The 17,946-nt window shown below is 70.9% G+C and carries 16 protein-coding genes; 11 read left to right on the forward strand and 5 right to left on the reverse strand.

Annotated elements, in window-relative coordinates; translation table 11 throughout:
* The 3 genes from AC1D1T_RS05855 to AC1D1T_RS05865 are packed head-to-tail and all read left to right on the forward strand — an operon-like array spanning position 1 to position 4,348.
* A complete protein-coding gene (locus tag AC1D1T_RS05855) occupies positions 1 to 132 on the forward strand; it encodes a winged helix-turn-helix domain-containing protein (RefSeq protein WP_477991636.1) in 132 nt (43 codons plus the stop codon).
* Positions 129 to 1,445: an ATP-binding protein gene (locus AC1D1T_RS05860; RefSeq protein WP_477991606.1), complete on the forward strand. Its 1,317-nt coding sequence runs from the start codon at positions 129 to 131 to the stop codon at positions 1,443 to 1,445. Before AC1D1T_RS05855 ends, AC1D1T_RS05860 begins: the two co-directional genes overlap by 4 nt.
* Positions 1,442 to 4,348: a ligand-binding sensor domain-containing diguanylate cyclase gene (locus tag AC1D1T_RS05865; protein ID WP_477991608.1), complete on the forward strand. Its 2,907-nt coding sequence runs from the start codon at positions 1,442 to 1,444 to the stop codon at positions 4,346 to 4,348. Before AC1D1T_RS05860 ends, AC1D1T_RS05865 begins: the two co-directional genes overlap by 4 nt.
* Here AC1D1T_RS05865 and AC1D1T_RS05870 read toward each other — a convergent pair.
* Genes AC1D1T_RS05870 through AC1D1T_RS05885 form a run of 4 tightly spaced genes read right to left on the reverse strand, consistent with a single transcriptional unit; the run spans position 4,341 to position 8,421 of the window.
* Positions 4,341 to 5,369 carry a VWA domain-containing protein gene (locus AC1D1T_RS05870; protein ID WP_047504484.1) on the reverse strand — a complete coding sequence of 343 codons (1,029 nt, stop codon included), beginning with the start codon at positions 5,367 to 5,369 and terminating at the stop codon, positions 4,341 to 4,343. The genes AC1D1T_RS05865 and AC1D1T_RS05870 overlap by 8 nt on opposite strands.
* Positions 5,366 to 6,343, reverse strand: coding sequence for a DUF58 domain-containing protein (locus tag AC1D1T_RS05875; protein ID WP_477839854.1), 978 nt, complete (start codon positions 6,341 to 6,343; stop codon positions 5,366 to 5,368). The genes AC1D1T_RS05870 and AC1D1T_RS05875 overlap by 4 nt, the downstream gene beginning before the upstream one ends.
* Positions 6,343 to 7,350 carry an AAA family ATPase gene (locus AC1D1T_RS05880; protein ID WP_477839856.1) on the reverse strand — a complete coding sequence of 336 codons (1,008 nt, stop codon included), beginning with the start codon at positions 7,348 to 7,350 and terminating at the stop codon, positions 6,343 to 6,345. The genes AC1D1T_RS05875 and AC1D1T_RS05880 overlap by 1 nt, the downstream gene beginning before the upstream one ends.
* 24 nt (positions 7,351 to 7,374) lie before the next feature.
* On the reverse strand, positions 7,375 to 8,421 hold the full coding sequence (locus AC1D1T_RS05885) for a S1C family serine protease (protein ID WP_465111857.1): 1,047 nt from the start codon (positions 8,419 to 8,421) through the stop codon (positions 7,375 to 7,377).
* Between the two features lie 143 nt (positions 8,422 to 8,564).
* Between AC1D1T_RS05885 and AC1D1T_RS05890 the strand changes: the two genes are divergently transcribed.
* The 8 genes from AC1D1T_RS05890 to AC1D1T_RS05925 all read left to right on the forward strand — a co-directional run bounded on the left by AC1D1T_RS05890 (position 8,565) and on the right by AC1D1T_RS05925 (position 17,226).
* Positions 8,565 to 9,392 (forward strand): TatD family hydrolase, encoded by an 828-nt coding sequence (locus AC1D1T_RS05890; RefSeq protein WP_477826862.1) that lies wholly within the window; start codon positions 8,565 to 8,567, stop codon positions 9,390 to 9,392.
* Positions 9,389 to 9,922 carry a DNA-deoxyinosine glycosylase gene (locus AC1D1T_RS05895; RefSeq protein ID WP_477826861.1) on the forward strand — a complete coding sequence of 178 codons (534 nt, stop codon included), beginning with the start codon at positions 9,389 to 9,391 and terminating at the stop codon, positions 9,920 to 9,922. Before AC1D1T_RS05890 ends, AC1D1T_RS05895 begins: the two co-directional genes overlap by 4 nt.
* Positions 9,923 to 9,934: 12 nt before the next feature.
* Positions 9,935 to 10,705, forward strand: coding sequence for a class I SAM-dependent methyltransferase (locus tag AC1D1T_RS05900; protein WP_465111860.1), 771 nt, complete (start codon positions 9,935 to 9,937; stop codon positions 10,703 to 10,705).
* Positions 10,702 to 12,510, forward strand: a complete 1,809-nt coding sequence (locus tag AC1D1T_RS05905) for a GspE/PulE family protein (RefSeq protein ID WP_465111861.1) — start codon at positions 10,702 to 10,704, stop codon at positions 12,508 to 12,510. The genes AC1D1T_RS05900 and AC1D1T_RS05905 overlap by 4 nt, the downstream gene beginning before the upstream one ends.
* Before the next feature lie 123 nt (positions 12,511 to 12,633).
* On the forward strand, positions 12,634 to 13,095 hold the full coding sequence (locus AC1D1T_RS05910; RefSeq protein ID WP_477828318.1) for a tripartite tricarboxylate transporter TctB family protein: 462 nt from the start codon (positions 12,634 to 12,636) through the stop codon (positions 13,093 to 13,095).
* A 13-nt stretch (positions 13,096 to 13,108) separates the two neighbouring features.
* Positions 13,109 to 14,614: a tripartite tricarboxylate transporter permease gene (locus AC1D1T_RS05915; protein WP_477839860.1), complete on the forward strand. Its 1,506-nt coding sequence runs from the start codon at positions 13,109 to 13,111 to the stop codon at positions 14,612 to 14,614.
* Positions 14,615 to 14,708: 94 nt separating this feature from the next.
* The gene (locus AC1D1T_RS05920) at positions 14,709 to 16,334 is read left to right on the forward strand and encodes a gamma-glutamyltransferase family protein (RefSeq protein ID WP_477825663.1); all 1,626 of its coding nucleotides are present in this window, start codon (positions 14,709 to 14,711) and stop codon (positions 16,332 to 16,334) included.
* 253 nt (positions 16,335 to 16,587) lie between these two features.
* On the forward strand, positions 16,588 to 17,226 hold the full coding sequence (locus AC1D1T_RS05925) for a transglutaminase-like cysteine peptidase (RefSeq protein WP_477843738.1): 639 nt from the start codon (positions 16,588 to 16,590) through the stop codon (positions 17,224 to 17,226).
* Here the strand turns inward: AC1D1T_RS05925 and AC1D1T_RS05930 are convergent.
* Entirely contained in the window at positions 17,184 to 17,876 is a 693-nt protein-coding gene (locus AC1D1T_RS05930) for a GNAT family N-acetyltransferase (RefSeq protein ID WP_477825665.1), read from the reverse strand. The genes AC1D1T_RS05925 and AC1D1T_RS05930 overlap by 43 nt on opposite strands.
* Positions 17,877 to 17,946 lie beyond the last annotated feature (70 nt).

The raw sequence follows: 17,946 nt of genomic DNA on the forward strand, positions 1-17,946 counted from the left end.
ATCGAGAGCAACGCCGTCTCGGTCTACATCCACCAGCTGCGCCGCAAGCTGGGCGCCGACTTCATCCAGAACATGCGCGGCGTCGGCTACTACGTCGGCACGCCCGGCACACCCCCGGCGGGCGGCGCTTGAAGTCGATCCGCCTGCGCCTGCTGCTGGCGCTGCTCGCGATGCTGATGGTGGCCGCCGCGGTGATGGGCGCGATCACCTACCGCAGCGTGCTCAGCGAGACCGAGGCGCTGTTCGACTACCAGCTGCGCCAGATGGCGCTGTCGCTGCGCGACCAGGGCGAGATCGCGACCGAGCAGATGAACGCGCTGGCCGACGAGCAGTTCGATTTCGTCGTGCAGATCTGGAGCGTCGACGGCCGCCGCATCTACGCGACGCGCGACCACCCCGACCTGCCGACCCGCGTGCTGCTCGGGCTCGCCACCGTGCAGGCCGGCGCCGACGGTGCGGGCCCGGCCTGGCGCACCTTCAGCGTGGCCACCGGCTCCCGCGTGATCCAGGTGGCGCAACCGGCGCAGATCCGCAAGCGGCTGGCGGCCGGCGCGGCGCTGCGCAGCGTCGCGCCGCTGCTGCTGCTGGCGCCGGTGATGGCGCTGGCGATGGGCTGGATCGCGGCGCTCACGCTGCGCCCGTTGCGCCGCGTCGCAGGGCAGCTGCGCGAACGCGGCGAGCAACTGCTGGAGCCCCTGCCGCAGCACGGCCTGCCGGACGAGGTGGCGCCGCTGGTCGGCGCGCTGAACGCGCTGCTGCAGCGCCTGGGCCATTCGCTCGACACGCAGCGCGCGTTCGTGTCCGACGCGGCGCACGAGCTGCGCTCGCCGCTGACGGCGCTGAAGCTGCAGCTGGAGCTGCTGAAGCGCGCGCCCGACGACGCGCAGCGCCAGCAGGCCATCGACGCACTGAGCCACGGCATCGACCGCTCGGCACGGCTGGTCGAGCAGCTGCTGACGCTCGCACGCACCGAGCCCGGCGCCGCGCCCGCCGCCACCGAGCGCGTGGACCTGGCCGAGGTGGTGCGCCAGGCGCTGGTCGACACCGCGGCGTTCGCGCTGTCGCGCGGCGCCGACTTCGAACTGTTCGCGGATGAACCGGTGTTCGTGCAGGGCGATCGCAACGCGCTGTCGGTGCTGGCGCGCAACCTCGCGGACAACGCGGTGCGCTACTCGCCGCCGGGCTCGCGCATCGAGCTGCACGTGGCGATCGAGGAGGGCGCCGCGATCCTGCAGGTCGACGACGCCGGCCCCGGCATTCCACCGGGCGACCGCGAGCGCGTGTTCGACCGCTTCTACCGCCGCGCCGAGCACGAGGAATCGGGCACCGGCCTCGGCCTTGCGATCGTGCGCGGCGTCGCGCAGCAGCACGGCGCGAGCGTCACGCTCGGCGACTCGCCGCTCGGCGGCCTGCGCGCCACGGTGCGCTTCGAGGCGGCTGCATGACCCGCCGCGGGTGGACCTGGAAGATCTGGTTGCTGGCCTGCCTCGCCGGCATGGCCTTCGCCGCGCAGGCCGAGCAGATGTCGCTGCGCGAGTACGGCCAGGCCGACGGGCTGGACAACCTGGCGGCACGTGCGCTGGCGCAGGACCGTGCCGGCTTCCTGTGGGTCGGTACCGAGAACGGCCTCTACCGCTTCGATGGCGAGCGCTTCGAGCGCATCGGGGCCGAGCAGGGATTGATCGAGGTCAACGCGCTCGCTGCCGATGCGGCCGGTCGCGTCTGGGTCGGCACCACTGACGGGCTGTTCGTGTTGCAGAAGGGCGCGTTGCGCCGCGTCGATCGCGAAGGGAGGCCGATCACCGTCTTCTTCCCGCAGGGTCTCGCGGCGGCCGGCGCGGACCGGCTGTGGGTGATCGACGGGGATGGTCGGCTGCTCGTGGTCAGCAGCCCCGATGACGGCGAGCACTGGCGGGTGAGTGACGGCCCGGCGACCGTGCAGGCGCCCCTGCGCCAGCTGGAGAGCGTGCTCGCGACCGGCGACGATGAGCTCTGGCTCGGCTGCGGCGAAGCGCTGTGCCGCCTGCATGCGGGGCAGCTGGAGGTCTGGGACGCCGGGCGCGGCGTGCCGCGCCAGCGCTGGTCGCGGCTGCTGCGCAGCCGCGAGGGCGCACTGTGGGCCCGCAGTTCGAGCGGCATCGTGCAGCTGCCGGCCGGTGCAGAGCGCTTCGTCGAGCGCGGCGATGCGCAGTTCGTCGAGGATCCGGTGGCGAACTATCCGCTGCTCGAGGACGCTCAGCAGCGCATCCTGACCGCGGTGCCGCAGGCCTTGCTGCGCTGGGATGGCCGCTCGTGGCAGCGTTTCGGCAACGACGCCGGGCTGCCGCTGGGTGGCAAGCTGCGCGCGATGCTGGCCGACCGCGAAGGCGGGGTCTGGCTGGGGCAGCTCGGCGCCGGCGTGCTGCAGTGGCGCGGTTACGGCCTGTGGGAGAACTGGTCGGTCGCAGACGGGCTGCCGCGCTCCACCGTATGGAGCATCCGGCGCAGCGCGGCACCGGGGGGGCAGCGCCTGCACGTCGCCACCGGCGGCGGGCTGGCTGTCTTCGACGCTGCGGCGCGCCGTTTCGTCGCGGCTGCGCCCGATACGCCGGCCACGCGCGAGGTGTCGAGTCTCGAACAGGACGGTGCCGGCGGGCTGTGGGCCGGCACCCGGGGCGGGAAACTGCTGCGCTTCAGCAACGCCGCGGGCCCCCAGCCGGCGTCGGTCGAAAGCCTCGATCAGGCGCCATCGATCTACCGCGTGCAGCGCGATCGCGACGCCGAGCTGTGGATCGCGTCCGACGAGGGCGTGTACCGCTGGCGCACGGAGGTGGCGGGCTCGAGGCCGCAGCTCGCCGACCCGATGGCCAAGGGGATGTTCGTCGACATGTGCCGGGCGCCGGACGGCACGCTGTGGTTCGCCGGCGAGCCGGGCATCGCACGCCTGGCGGGCGGACGCTGGCAGCCCGCACGCCTGCTCGAACCCGGCCGCGCCGGCAGGGAGTCGGCCATCGGCTGCCTGCGCGACGGCAGTGTCGTCGCGGCGAGCGCCGACCAGCGCCTGCGCCGCCTGGTGTCGCAGGGCGACGCGATCGTCGCCACCGACATCACGCCGCCGCTGTTGCGCGGGCGCAGCGTGCTTGAGCTGCTGGAGGACCGCCGGGGCTGGCTGTGGGCGAACACCGACGCCGGCGTGGGGGTGTGGAACGGCAGGGTGTGGCGCCTGCTCGATCAGCGCAACGGGCTGGTCTGGAACGACACCTCGAGCGGCGCCTTGTACGAGGACACCGACGGCACGATCTGGATCGGCACCAGCCGCGGCGCATCCCACCTGGTTGCGCCCGATGCACTGTTCGCGGACGGGACGCGGGACGCGACCATCCTGTCCGTGCGCAGCAATGGCGTGTCCCTGCCGACGGATCGAAGGCTGCGGCTGCCGTGGTCGCGCGGCGCGCTGGAGATCGGGCTGGCCGTGCCGGCCTACCGCGACCGCAACGGCCTGGCGCTGGAATACCGCCTCGCCGGCTTCGACGACCGATGGACCGTGGCGCCGCACACCGATGTGCGCCTGACCGGCCTGCCGGCTGGCAGCTACCGCTTCGAGGCCCGGGCCGCCGACCTGGAGCGCGGCTCGCGATCGGCCAGCGTGGCGCTGGACTTCGAGATCGAGCCGGCCTGGTGGGCCACACGCACGTTCTACGCCGCCTGCGCCGCGCTGGCGCTCGGGCTGGCCTGGGCCTGGTCATGGTGGCGCACGCGCGCGCTGGTGCGCGCCGAGCAGCGGCTGCAGGCCCTGGTGCGCGAACGCACGCGCGAGCTCGAGGCCTCGCAGGAGCAGCTGCGCGAGCAGGCCACGAAGGACGCGCTGACCGGCGCCTGGAACCGGCGCGCGATCCTGGAGATCCTCGAGCGCGAGGTCGGGCGCACGCGGCGCGAGCGCAGGTCCCTGACCCTGGTGCTGGCCGACATCGATCACTTCAAGCGCATCAACGACAGCCACGGCCACCCGGCAGGCGATGCCGTGCTGCGCGAGTTCGTCGCCCGCCTGGCGGGCGAGGTCCGCCCCTATGACGCCATCGGCCGCTACGGCGGCGAGGAGTTTCTGCTGATCCTGCCCGGGCTGGGCTCCGGGCCGACCGAGGACCGCGAACGCCTGGCGCGTATCCACGCTGCGGTCGCGGCGATGCCGATGCAGGCCGGCGAGACCGCCGTGGCGGTCACGTGCTCCTTCGGCGCGATCGGCCTGGAGCCTTCGTCGCGCCTCAGCATCGACGACATGATCGCGGCGGCCGATGCGGCGTTGTACCGTGCCAAGCACGGCGGACGCGATCGCATCGAGTACGCGCCGCCGGTGGCCGCCGCTACATGACGCGCCCGAACCACCACACCGACAGCGTCGCCGCCACCAGCACCAGCAGGGCCCCGAACGCCGCGAACAGGCTGCTGACCTCGGTCTCCTTCTTCTCGACCATCAGCCGCGAGCTGAGGCTCTGGTAGACCTTCTTCAGGTCGGTGGCGGTGCCGGCGTAGAAGTACTCGCCGCGCGTCAGGTTGGCGATGTTCTTCAGCGTCTCCTCGTCCAGGCGCACGCGCATCGACCAGCCCTCGAAGCCGATCGTCTCGCCTTCCTTGGTGCCGATGCCCACCGAATACACCTTCACGCCGCGGTCGGCCGCCATCTTCGCGGCGTCCAGCGGGTCGGGCCCGGTGGTGCGCTGGCCATCGGTCAGCAGGATCACCGCGGCCGAGGCGTACGAGCCCGGCGCGACCGGCACGAAATCCTGCTTCGGCTTGTCGTTCGGCCCGAGCGGCATGTTGCGCTGGCCGGTGATCTGCGACAGGTCGATGCCGGCCTCCGGAAAGATCGTCGCGAGCGACAGCACGATGCCGCTGCCGATCGCGGTGCCGCGCTGCAGCTGGAAGCGGTCGATCGCGGCCACCACGTCGTCGCGGCTCTGCGTCGGCGGCTGCACCACCGCGGCAGTGCCGGCGAACGACACCACGCCCACGCGCACGCTGCGCGGCAGGTCGATCAGGAAGGACTTGGCGGCCTCCTGCGCGGCCGTCAGGCGATCCGGCTGCACGTCGGTGGCGCGCATGCTGCCGGAGACATCCATCGCGAGGATGATGGTCTCCTGCTGCAGCGGCAGCGTCACCACCGCCATCGGCCGCGCGGTCGCGATCAGCAAGGCACCGAGCGCCACGAGCAGCAGGGCCGGCGGCACATGGCGGCGCCAGCCGGGGCCGCCGCCCTGGGCCTGCTTGACGATGGCCAGGCTCGCGAAGCGCAGCGTCGATTTCTTGCGCTTGTTCAGCAGCCACAGGTAGAGCAGCACCAGCAACGGCACCGCCAGCAGCGCCCACAGCAGGTGAGGCCAGACGAAGGTCATGCCGCGCTCCTCGATGCACCGACAAGAGGCCGCAGGTGCGCCGCCATCCCGCCGCCGTGCGAGGCCCGCGCGCGCTGCCGGCGCAGCTCGACGAAGCGCAGCAGCGCCTCGCCCAGGTCGTCGTCGGTGGTCAGCTCCAGCGTGTCGACGCCGGCGCGCGCGAAGGCGGCGTGCAGTTCGTCCTCGCGCGACTCGGCGATGCGCGCGAAGCGCTCGCGGAAGCCCGGGTCGTGGGTGTCGACCAGCAGCTGCTCGCCGGTCTCGGCATCCTGCAGCGTGACGAGGCCGAGGTCCGGCAGGTCGAGTTCCATCTCGTCGTACAGCCGCACCGCCAGCACCTCGTGGCGCTGCGCCAGGCGCGCCATCGCGTCGGCCCAGCCGGGTGCGCTGATGAAGTCGGAGACGACGAACACCATCGAACGCCGCGGGATCATCGTCGCCGCGCGCTGCAGCAGGTCGCCGAGCCGCGTCTCGCGCTGCGCTGCAGCCTGCGGCGCCGCATGCGCGCGCAGCCGCTGCAGCAGGTTCAGCACATGGCTGCGGCCGGTGCGCGGCGGCAGCACCGCATCGACCTGGCTGCCGTAGAACACCGCGCCGACGCGGTTGCCGTGCCGCGTCAGCAGGCGCGCCAGCACGGTGACGAACTCGGCCGACACGCTGCGCTTGCTGCGCTGCGCACCGAAATCGATGCTGCCGCTCAGGTCGAGCAGGAACCAGGCGCTCATCTCGCGGTCTTCGGTGAACTCGCGCACGTGCGGCACCTGCAGCCGCGCGGTGACGTTCCAGTCGATGTGGCGCACGTCGTCGTGGTGCTGGTACTCGCGCAGGTCGGCCAGGTCGAGCCCGGCGCCGCGCCACAGCGTGCGGTAGTCGCCCTGCAGCAGGCCGTCGAGGCGGCGCAGCACGGTCCACTCGAGCCGCTGCAGCACCGATTCGGCGCTGGGCGTCGCAGGCGATCTGGCGGACTCGTCCATCAGCGCCCCGCTTCTTCGGCCCGGTGCGCCATCGGCTTGTCGGGCTTGGGCACCTTCTGCACGATCTTGTGGACGACCTGGTCCGCGCTCAGCCCCTCGGCGAGCGCTTCGTAGCTCAGCACCAGGCGATGCCGCAGCACGTCGGGCACCAGGTCGAGCACGTCTTCGGGCAGCGCATAGCTGCGCCCGCGCAGCAGCGCCATCGCGCGCGCGCCCTCGATCAGGCCGATGGTGGCGCGCGGGCTGGCGCCGAAGCTGATGAACTTGGCGAGGTCCGGCAGGCCGTAGCGCGCCGGGTTGCGCGTCGCGCTGACCAGCCGCACCGCGTACTGCATCAGCGCCGGGTCGACGTACACGCTGCGGCAGCGGTGCTGCAGCTCGGCGAGCTGCTCGGTGCTCGCGACGGCGCTCACCTGCACCGGGTCGCCGGTGACGCGCTCGACGATCACGAACTCCTCTTCCTCGCTCGGGTAGCCGACCAGCACCTTCATCATGAAGCGGTCGACCTGCGCCTCGGGCAGCGGGTAGGTGCCCTCGGTCTCGATCGGGTTCTGCGTGGCCATCACGAGGAAGGGCGAGGGCACCTTGTGCGTCTCGCCGGCGATCGTCACCTGGCGTTCCTGCATCACCTCCAGCAGCGCGCTCTGCACCTTGGCCGGGGCGCGGTTGATCTCGTCGGCCAGCAGCAGGTTCGCGAACACCGGGCCGAGCGAGGTCGCGAACTCGCCGGTCTTCTGGTTGTAGATGCGTGTGCCGACCAGGTCGGCCGGCACCAGGTCGGGCGTGAACTGGATGCGCTTGAAGCTGCCGCGCAGCGTGGTCGCGAGCGTCTTGATGGTGATCGTCTTCGCGAGGCCCGGCACCCCCTCGACCAGCAGGTGGCCCTGGGCCAGCATCGCCACCATCACGCGCTCGAGGAACTTGTCCTGCCCGACCACGACGCGCTTGACTTCGTACAGCAGCCGCTCCATCAGCGTCGCGGTGTTCTGGCTGTCGGGCTGGTCCATGAAGTCTCCGGGTGAGGGTGGAAATCAGAACGGCGGCATGCCGGCCGCGTTGGCGGCGCTGTCGATCGGCACCGCGAAGCCGATGCCGATGAAGGTGCGGTGCTCGGTCGGGTTCAGGATCGCGGTGACGATGCCGACCACCGAGCCGTCCATCGTCACCAGCGGGCCGCCGGAGTTGCCGGGGTTGGCGGCGGCATCGAACTGGATCAGGTTGTTCAGCAGCCGCTGGCCCTGCGGCGAGCGGAAGTCGCGCTTCAGGCCGGAGATCACGCCGCCGGACACCGACGGGCCGATGCCGAACGGGTAGCCGACCGCGATCACCTGGTCGCCGGCCCGCAGGTCGGAGGCCGAGCGCATCGTCGCGGCCTGCAGGTCGTCGGGAATGCTCTTGGCACGCAGCACCGCCAGGTCGTGCTCCGGCTCGACGCCGACCACCGTCGCGTCCGACTCGAAGCCGTCGGCGAAGGTCACGCGCAACTTCTTCGACCCCTGCACCACGTGCAGGTTGGTCAGGATGGTGCCGTTGTCGATGATCACGACGCCGGAGCCGGTGGAGGTGGACAGGTGCGGCTCGCCGGGCTCGGGCGAGTCGGAGGCGGTCTGCTTCTTGCGGTCGCCCGGCACGGGCTTCGCGGCCTTCGGCAGCGGCCCCGGCTTGGCGCGCTTCGCATCGGGCGTGGCCTCGGCCTTCGCGCGGTCGGGCTCGTCGCCATCGGTGCCGACCACGCGCACGACCGACGGGGCGATGATCTCGTACGCCTTCGCGTAGGCGGACGGCAGCGGCTCCTTCTCAAGCGAGTGGCGCACGGCGGCGTCGATGTCGGCCTGGGTTAGCGCGCGGGCGGCCGGGTTGATCGCCTGCCAGCCGGCCACGCCGCCCAGCACCAGCACGGCGCCGGAAAAGCCCCACAGCAGGCGTTCATGGCGGCCGAACCAGCCGCGCCAGCGGGAGGGCGCCACGGCGGGTGTTGCCGCCGGCGATGCGTCCGCCGCGACCGGTGTCTCGGGCGCAACCGAGGATGCACCGGCGGGTGCCCGCCGAGAGCGGCTGTAGAGCGGAGCCTGTCTCATGCCTGCCTCCTGCGATGGCAGTCGGCACATTGAGAAACAAAACTGTGCCGAACGCTGACGATGGCGTCACCGTAACACGGAGTCGCCGGCCGTGCACGCCCCGAGGTACTGGTTGAGCTGGCGGGCAAGGCATCATCCGGGGGATGCGCTGGATCGACTCCCATTGCCACCTCGATGCCCCCGAATTCGACCCCGACCGCGAGGCGGTGGTCGAGCGGGCGCGGGCCGCCGGCGTCACGCAGCAGGTGCTGCCGGCGGTCGCGGTGGGCAATTTCGAGACGGTGAGGGCGCTGGCGCACCAGCATGGGTTGGCCTATGCGCTGGGCATCCACCCGCTGTGCGTCGACGCGGCCGGCGACGGCGACCTGGCGCTGCTGCGCCAGGCCCTGGCGCAGCACATCGGCGACCCCCGCCTGGTGGCGGTCGGCGAGATCGGGCTGGACCATTTCGTGCCGGGCCTCGACCAGGCGCGTGGTGAGCACTTCTTCGCTGAGCAGCTGAAGCTGGCGCGCGAGTTCGGCCTGCCGGTGATCGTGCATGTGCGGCGCTCGGCCGATTCGCTGCTGAAGCACCTGCGCCGCATCGAGGTGCGCGGCATCGCCCACGCCTTCAACGGCAGCGCGCAGCAGGCCGAGGTGTTCGTCGGGCTGGGCTTCAAGCTGGGTTTCGGCGGCGCGATGACCTTCGATCGCGCGCTGCAGATCCGCCGCCTGGCGCAGACGGTGCCGGCCGAGGCCCTGGTGCTGGAGACCGATGCCCCCGACATCCCGCCGCACTGGCTGTACCGCACGGCCGGGCAGCGCGCGGCGGGTGCCACCTCGCGCAACGAGCCGGCGGAGCTGCCGCGCATCGCCGAGGTGCTGGCCGGCCTGCGCGGCCTGTCGCTGCACGACTTGTCGCAACTGACACGCGCCAACACGCACGCCGCGCTGCCGCGCCTCGCGGCTCTGGCAGACTGGCCGGCCCGATGAAGCCAGCGCTCTCTTCCACCGCCACCCCCACCGTCGAGCCGCTGCTGCAGGGCCTGCCGCCGGTGATCGGCCCGCGCACGCGGCTGGTGGTGCTGGGCAGCTTTCCTGGCGTCGCCTCCTTGCAGGCCGGCCAGTACTACGCCCACCCGCGCAACCACTTCTGGCCGATCCTGTCGGCGCTGTGGGATGTCGACCTGCGGACCCTGCCTTACGCCCGGCGCATCGACGAAGTGCGCGAGCGCGGGCTGGGCATCTGGGACGTCTATGCCCATTGCCGCCGCGAGGGCAGCCTCGACAGCGCGATCGAGGATGCGCAGTACAACGACCTCGCCGGCCTGCAGCGGCTCGCGCCCGGCCTGCAGGGCATCGCCCACAATGGCGGCGAATCGGCCCGGGCGATGCGGTTCACCGCGACGCTCGGCGTGCCGGTGACGCGCCTGCCGTCGACCAGCCCGGCCAACGCCTCGTGGAGCTTCGAGCGCAAGCTGGCCGCCTGGCGCGCCGCCTTCGAATCCCACGGAATTGCCTGAACCATTGCCCTGATGCCTGCCCGCCCGACACCCGAACCCGAACTCGTCCCCGCTACCCTCTCCGAGGCCGACGGCGTGCGCTACCTGCACCTGGGCACGCCCTGGGTGCAGGGCGCGATGCGCGTGCGCAAGCCGAACGTGATCGAGCTCGACTACGTGCAGCGCATGATGGTCTGGCTGCTGCTGATCGAGCCCGAGGCGCTCGGCGAGGGCCATGCGGTGCAGCTCGGCCTGGGCGCCGCGGCCATCACGCGCTTCACGCAGCGCATGGGCATGCGCACCACGGCCGTCGAGCTGAACCCGACCGTCATCACCGCCTGCCGGCTGTGGTTCAAGCTGCCGGAAGACGACGACCGGCTGCAGGTGCTGAACCAGGACGCCGGCCTGTGGGTGGCCGACCCGAAGAATGCCGGCAGCGTGCAGGTGCTGTGCGTGGACCTGTACGACCACGAGGCCGCCAGCCCGGTGCTCGACGACGACGCGTTCTACCGCGCCTGCCACCGCGTGCTGGCCGATGGCGGCGTGATGACGGTCAACCTGTTCGGCCGCGATGCGAGCTACGAGCAGAGCGCGGCGCGCATCGCGGCCGCCTTCGGCGAGGCGGCCGTGTGGAGCATGCGGCCCACCCGCGAGGGCAACACCGTCGTGGTCGGCATGAAGGGGCGGGTACTTCCGTCCCGTGAAGTCCTGGCCGCGCGGGCCGACAACATCGAGAACCGCTTCGACCTGCCTGCGCGCAAGTGGCTGCGGATGATCAGAAACACGAACGGGGTGACCCCATGACCGCAGCGGCTTCGACGACGAAACACCCCAAGGCCGACAAGGGCGCCGCCGGGCACCCGCGCGGCCGCCTCGAGTGGCGACGCATGCTGCACTGGCTGCTCGAGGACGGCGTGATCGGCCGCGAGGACCATGACCGCACCGAGAAGCGCTTCGCGGCGGCCGAGAGCGTGCAGCATCCGCTGGTGCGGCTGGGCAGCGCGGGCCTGTCGAACCTGTCCGGCAAGCCGCTCGACACCGAGATGCTCACCGAATGGCTGGCCGGCCGCATCGGCATGCCGTACATGCGCATCGATCCGCTGAAGGTCGACGTGGGCCGCGTCGGCGACGTGATGTCGATCAGCTATGCCGAGCGCCGCCGCGCGCTGCCGCTGCTGTTCGGTGCACAGGACGTGACGGTGGCGACCAGCGAGCCGTTCGACATCGCCTGGGCGCCCGAGATCGAGGCCCACACGCGCAAGACGCTGCGGCTGGTGCTGGTCAACCCGATCGAGGTGGCGCGCTACACGACCGAGTTCTACACGCTGTCGCGCTCGGTGCGCGCGGCGGCCAAGAACGGCGAGAACTCGGCGGCCGCGAGCTTCGAGCAGTTGGTGGAGCTCGGGCGCAGCAACAAGCAGCTCGATGCCAACGACCAGGGCGTCGTGCAGGTGGTCGACTGGCTGTGGCAGTACGCCTTCGACCAGCGCGCGAGCGACATCCACCTGGAGCCGCGCCGCGAGCTGAGCCTGATCCGCTTCCGCATCGACGGCGTGATGCACACCGTCTACCAGCTGCCGCCCGGCGTGATGAACGCGATGATCGCGCGCGTGAAGCTGCTCGGCCGCATGGACGTGGTCGAGAAGCGGCGTCCGCTCGACGGCCGCATCAAGACGCGCAACCCGAACGGCGACGAGGTGGAGATGCGGCTGTCGACGCTGCCCACCGCGTTCGGCGAGAAGATGGTGATGCGGATCTTCGACCCGGACACGACCGTCAAGTCGCTCGATGCGCTCGGCTTCGGCAGCCACGACGCCCAGCGATGGGAGGGGCTCACCGCGCGGCCGCACGGCATCATCCTCGTGACCGGGCCGACCGGATCGGGCAAGACCACCACGCTGTACTCCACGCTGAAGCGGCTGGCCACCGACGAGGTCAACGTCTGCACGATCGAAGACCCGATCGAGATGATCCAGCCCACCTTCAACCAGACGCAGGTGCAACCTGCGCTGGACCTCGGCTTCGCCGAAGGCGTGCGGGCGCTGATGCGGCAGGACCCGGACATCATCATGGTGGGCGAAATCCGCGACCTGGAGACCGCCGAGATGGCGATCCAGGCCGCGCTGACCGGCCACCTGGTGTTCAGCACGCTGCACACCAACGACTCGGCCTCGGCGGTGACGCGGCTGGTCGACCTGGGCGTGCCGCCGTACCTGATCGGCGCCACCGTGATCGGCGTGCTGGCGCAGCGGCTGGTGCGCGCGCTGTGCGCGAGCTGCAAGCAGCCCGATGAAGCCGTGACGGCCGAGACGCTGAACGAGGCCATCAAGCCGTGGCGCATCAACGGCAAGGCGCGGCCCTACAAGCCGGTGGGCTGCCTCGAATGCCGCATGACGGGATTCCGCGGCCGCGCGGGGCTCTACGAACTGCTGACGCTGAACGAGGCGGCGCAGCCGGCCATCCACCCGGTGCCCGATGCGTCGAAGCTGCGCCAGCTGTCGCTCGCCGAGGGGCTGCGGCCCTTGCGGCTGGCCGGGATGATGAAGGTGGCCGAAGGCGTCACCACGATGGACGAGGTGCTGCGCTCGACGCCGTCCTGGGACACCTGATGACACCTCAGGACACGCTGCGCTACGTGTAAACCACACACGGCGCCTGGAGTGGTCTGCCTAGAATCGTCCGCAAGCTGTAACAGACAGCGTCACGTCCACCCAGGACACGAGGAGCTATTCGTGCAGATCAAGAGCCAACGGGACTTCTGGTCCGGTTTGATGTTCATCGTCGTCGGCGTGGTGTTCGCCGTCGGTGCGACGAACTACAGCATGGGGAGCTCGGCGCGGCCGGGCCCCGGCTACTTCCCGCTGATCCTCAGCGTGCTGATGGCGATCCTGGGCGGCTTCGTGCTGTTCAAGTCGCTGACCATCGAGGTCGAGGGGGGCGACCCGATCGGCCACATCGCGTGGCGCCCGCTGCTGGTGATCGTCGCGGCGATCGCGGTGTTCGGCCTCGCGCTGCCGCGCCTGGGCCTGGTGATCACGGTGCCGATCCTGATCCTGATGACCAGCCTCGCCGGCGATGAATTCAAGTGGAAGGGCGTCGTCGCGACGGCCGTCGTGCTCACCGTGGGTTCGTGGGCGATCTTCGTGCTCGGGCTGAAGCTGGTCATCCCGATGTGGCCCTGGTTCGTGGGCTGAAAAGGAAAACACCATGGACTTGTTGGGAAACCTCGCACTCGGCTTCGGCGTCGCCTTCACGGCGCAGAACCTGATGTATGCGTTCTTCGGTTCGGTGCTGGGCACGCTGATCGGCGTGCTGCCCGGGCTGGGCCCGGTGGCCACCATCGCGATGCTGCTGCCGTCGATCTATGCGCTCGACGCGACGCCGGCGCTGATCATGCTGGCCGGCATCTACTACGGCGCGCAGTACGGCGGCTCGACGACCGCCATCCTGATCAACGTGCCGGGTGAGTCGAGCTCGGTCGTGACCGCGATCGACGGCTACCAGATGGCCCGCCAGGGCCGTGCCGGTGCGGCGCTCGCCGCGGCAGGCCTGGGCTCGTTCTTCGCCGGCTGCGTGGGCACCATCATCATCGCGGCCTTCGCGCCGCCGCTGACCGAGCTGGCCTTCAAGTTCGGCCCGCAGGAGTACTTCTCGCTGATGGTGCTGGGCCTGATCGGCGCCGTGGTGCTGGCCTCGGGCTCGCTGATCAAGGCGATCTCGATGATCATCCTCGGCCTGCTGCTCGCGCAGATCAACACCGACGTGATCTCCGGCCAGGCGCGCTACAGCTTCGACGTCCCCGAGTTGACCGACGGCATCGGCTTCGTCGTGATCGCGATGGGCGTGTTCGGTTTCGGCGAGATCATCGCCAACCTGGGCATGCCGGCCGAGCACCGCGAGGTGTTCACGAAGAGCGTGAAGGGCCTGTGGCCGACCAAGCAGGACTTCAAGGACGCCTGGCCCGCGGTGCTGCGCGGCACCGCACTGGGTTCGGTGCTGGGCGTGCTGCCGGGCGGCGGTGCGCTGCTGGCCTCGTTCGCGGCGTACACGGTCGAGAAGAAGGTGGCAGGCGCTTCCGGCCGCTTCGGCAAGGGCGACATCCGCGGCGTGGCCGGTCCCGAGTCGGCGAACAACGCCGGTGCGCAGACCTCGTTCATCCCGATGCTGACGCTGGGCATCCCGCCGAACGCGGTGATGGCGCTGATGGTGGGCGCGATGACGATCAAGGGCATCCAGCCCGGCCCGCAGGTGATGACGAGCAACCCGCAGCTGTTCTGGGGCCTGATCGCCTCGATGTGGGTCGGCAACGCGATGCTGGTGATCCTGAACCTGCCGCTGATCGGCATCTGGATCAAGCTGCTGACGGTGCCCTACCGCTTCCTGTTCCCGGCGATCACGCTGTTCTGCTGCATCGGTGTGTACACGCTGAACAACAACACCTTCGACGTCTACATGACGGCGGCGTTCGCGGTGGTGGGCTACCTGTTCTACAAGCTGAGTTGCGAGCCGGCGCCGCTGCTGCTGGGCTTCATCCTCGGCCCGATGATGGAAGAGAACCTGCGCCGCGCGCTGCTGCTGTCGCGCGGCGACTGGAGCACCTTCCTCGTGCGGCCGCTGTCGGCCGGGCTGCTGATCGCGGCCGCCCTGATGATCGTGATCGTGCTGCTGCCGTCGATCAAGTCCAAACGCGAAGAGGCATTCCAGGAGGAATAGCGCTCTTCCAGTCAAAACACAGGCCGCCTCGAGCGGCCTGTTTCTTTTGGGGCGCGGCGGGCATCATCCGCGCATCACTTTCAAGGGCCAGGGAATGGACGCAACGAATCACTTTGACTGGAGCGCTGGCTATTCGAGCCAGCGCCTGCCGGTGTTCGGCCGCAACGTGGTGTCGACCTCGCACCCGCTGGGCGCGCAGGCCGGATTGCGCATGCTGCTGAACGGCGGCAACGCGGTGGATGCGGCGATCGCCGCGGCGGCCGCGATGACCGTCGTCGAGCCGGTCAGCAACGGGCTCGGCTCCGACGCGTTCTGCATCCTGTGGGACGGGCAGTCGCTGCACGGCCTGAATGCGAGCGGGCGCGCGCCGGCGGCCTGGACGCCCGGGTACTTCCGCGGCAAGTACGGCGCCGATGCGAAGACGCCGCCGGTGCGCGGCTGGGACAGTGCCACGGTGCCGGGCGCCGTCGCCGGCTGGGTGGCCTTGAGCGAGCGCTTCGGCAAGCTGCCGTTCGCCGACCTGCTGGCGCCGGCCATCGAGATCGCCGAGCGCGGGTATGCGGTGCCTACCGTCGTGCAGCAGAAGTGGTCGGCCGCGGTGCCGCTGCTGGAGCAGCAGCCGGGCTTCGCCGAGACCTTCATGCCGCACGGCCGCGCGCCGAACCTCGGCGAGCTGTTCCGCTTCCCCGGTGCCGCGCGGTCGCTGCGCCTGATCGCGCAGACGCGGGGCGCCGCGTACTACGGCGGCGAGATCGCCGAGGCGGCGGCCCGCCACGCGAAGGCGCACGGCGGCGCGATCAGCGTGGCCGATTTCGCGACCTACCGGCCGGAGTGGGTGGCACCGATCGGCCAGGCCTACCGCGACCACGTGCTGCACGAGATCCCGCCGAACGGGCAGGGCATCGCGGCGCTGATCGCGCTGGGCATCCTGTCGAACTTCGACCTGGAGAGGCTGGCGGTCGACGGCGTCGATTCGCAGCACCTGCAGATCGAGGCGATGAAGCTCGCGTTCGCCGACGTGTACCGCTTCGTCGCCGAGCCGGCCAGCATGGAGGTGACGGCGGCGCAGCTGCTGGACGGCGCCTACCTCGCGTCGCGCGCGAAGCTGATCGACATGAAGCGCGCGCAGGATTTCGGCGCCGGCAACCCGGTGAAGGGCGGCACCATCTACCTGAGCGCGGCCGACGAGAGCGGCATGATGGTGAGCTTCATCCAGAGCAACTACATGGGCTTCGGCTCGGGCGTGGTGGTGCCGGGGTACGGGCTGTCGATGCAGAACCGCGGGCACGGCTTCAGCCTGGCCGACGGCAGCGCCAACCAGGTGGCACCGGGCAAGCGGCCGTTCCACACGATCATCCCGGCCTTCCTCACGCGCGACGGCCGTCCGCAGATGAGCTTCGGCGTGATGGGCGCCAACATGCAGCCGCAAGGCCACCTGCAGACGCTGGTGCGCATGCTCGACTACCGCCAGCACCCGCAGGCCGCCTGCGATGCGCCGCGCTGGCGCTTCAACCAGGGGCTGGAGATCAACGTCGAGCGTTCGATGAACCCGGCGACGGTGCAGGGCCTCGCCGAGCGCGGCCACCGCATGGAAGTCATCAACGACTCGTACCAGGATTTCGGCGCCGGCCAGTTCATCTGGCGGCTCGGCGACCCGGGCAGCGAAGGCTACGTGGCCGCGAGCGACGCGCGGCGGGACGGGCAGGCCGTGGTGTTCTGAACCTGCCGGATGGCCCCCATCCTCAACATTGAGGATCGGGGCCCGCGCCGCCGAGGCGCAAAATCCGGCACTGCAGTTCACCGGGCCTGTTCACGCGGGCCATGACGTGGAGCCCGCCATGGGACCGATCGCGTCGCGCGTGCCTCACCAGGGACGCCTTGCCGGGATGCCGCGCCACGTGGACGCGTCGTCGGCGCTTTGTCTGGCCGATCTGCATCGGTTGTCCATCTTTGGCGGGCATCGTCCCGCTTCGATGAAACCGATCCACCTTCTTGCCCGCCTCCTCGCTTCCCTGCTGTGCGCGGTGCTGATGCTCGCGGCCTTGCCCTCCACGGCGCAGCCTGCCGATCCGGCGCAGACCCCCTTGCTGCTTGCTGCGCGCAATGCGTCCGTCAACCACCGCATCGTGTACGACGGCGACCCACGCCGCCGCGAACCGGCTGCCCCCTGGGCCACGACCGACGAAGTGCGCGAGCGCGGCAGTGGCGACTGCGTGGACTACGCGATCGCGAAGTACTTCAGCCTGGTCGCCGCCGGCCTGCCGGCCGACCAGCTGCGCATCGCGTACGCCGAGGTCCGCATCGGCGGCCCGTCCGGGACGCGGCAGCGCCACATGGTGCTGGCCTGGCTGCCGCCCGGCGAGGCCGACGGCGATCCGCTGATCCTCGACAACCTGCTCGATGCCGTGCACCCGCTGTCGCGCCGGCCCGACCTGCAGGTGCTGATCAGCTTCAACGAAGCCGGCATCTGGCGCGGCCTGGAGCGTGGCGAGCCGGCGCGCGAGCCGCGGCGCATCACCGCGTGGGCGCGCGTGCTCGACCGCATGGCGGCCGCCGGGCCGGTCGCCGCCTACAGCCTCGACAGCACGCGCACCGTCACCGGATCGCGGTGATCGCGAAAGCCCATGCGCTGGTACAGCGCATGCGCCGCCTCGTTGCTGCACATCACGTGCAGGAAGGGCGTCTCGCCGCGCGTCACCTGCCGCCGCACGAGCTTGTTCATCAGCTGGCGCGCGAAGCCGCGCCCCTGGAACTCCGGGTGCGTGCAGACGCCGCTGATCTCGCGCAGCGTGCCGGCGTTGGAGCGCTCGCCGGCCATCGCGACCAGCCGGCCGCCGTCGAAGCAGCCGAAGTACTCGCCGAGCTCGATGGTGCGCGGCCCGAACGGGCCGGGGCGTGTCAGCGCGGCCAGCGCCATCGCCTGCGCGGCATGCTCGGGGCCGAGCCGGACCGCGTCGGGCAGCAGGTCGTCCGGCGGCGCATCGGCGTGCCAGACCATGCGGTGCATCGTCGTCTCGACGTGCAGCTGCCAGTCGCGTGGCACCGGCCCGCGCCAGTCGGCGATGTAGAGGTGTTCGCCGAGGTCGCAGTGCGGCGAGAGGCTGTCGAAGTCCGGCCGCGTCAGGTCGGCGAACGCGAAGATCGGCGACAGGCCGGGCGCATAACGCCGCGCGCGTGCCGAGCCGCTTGAAAAGCGCAGCTGCGGGCCGCTCAGCGCGTGCCAGAAGACGTTGTCGAGGTGGGATTCCGTCTGTGAGTCCATCGGTTGACGATACGACATCGCGTGGCGTCCGCGCGGACGAGGGGCATGGCGGCGGGCCTCCTGACGCGCG

Source organism: Rhizobacter sp. P2_H3, assembly GCF_056403355.1.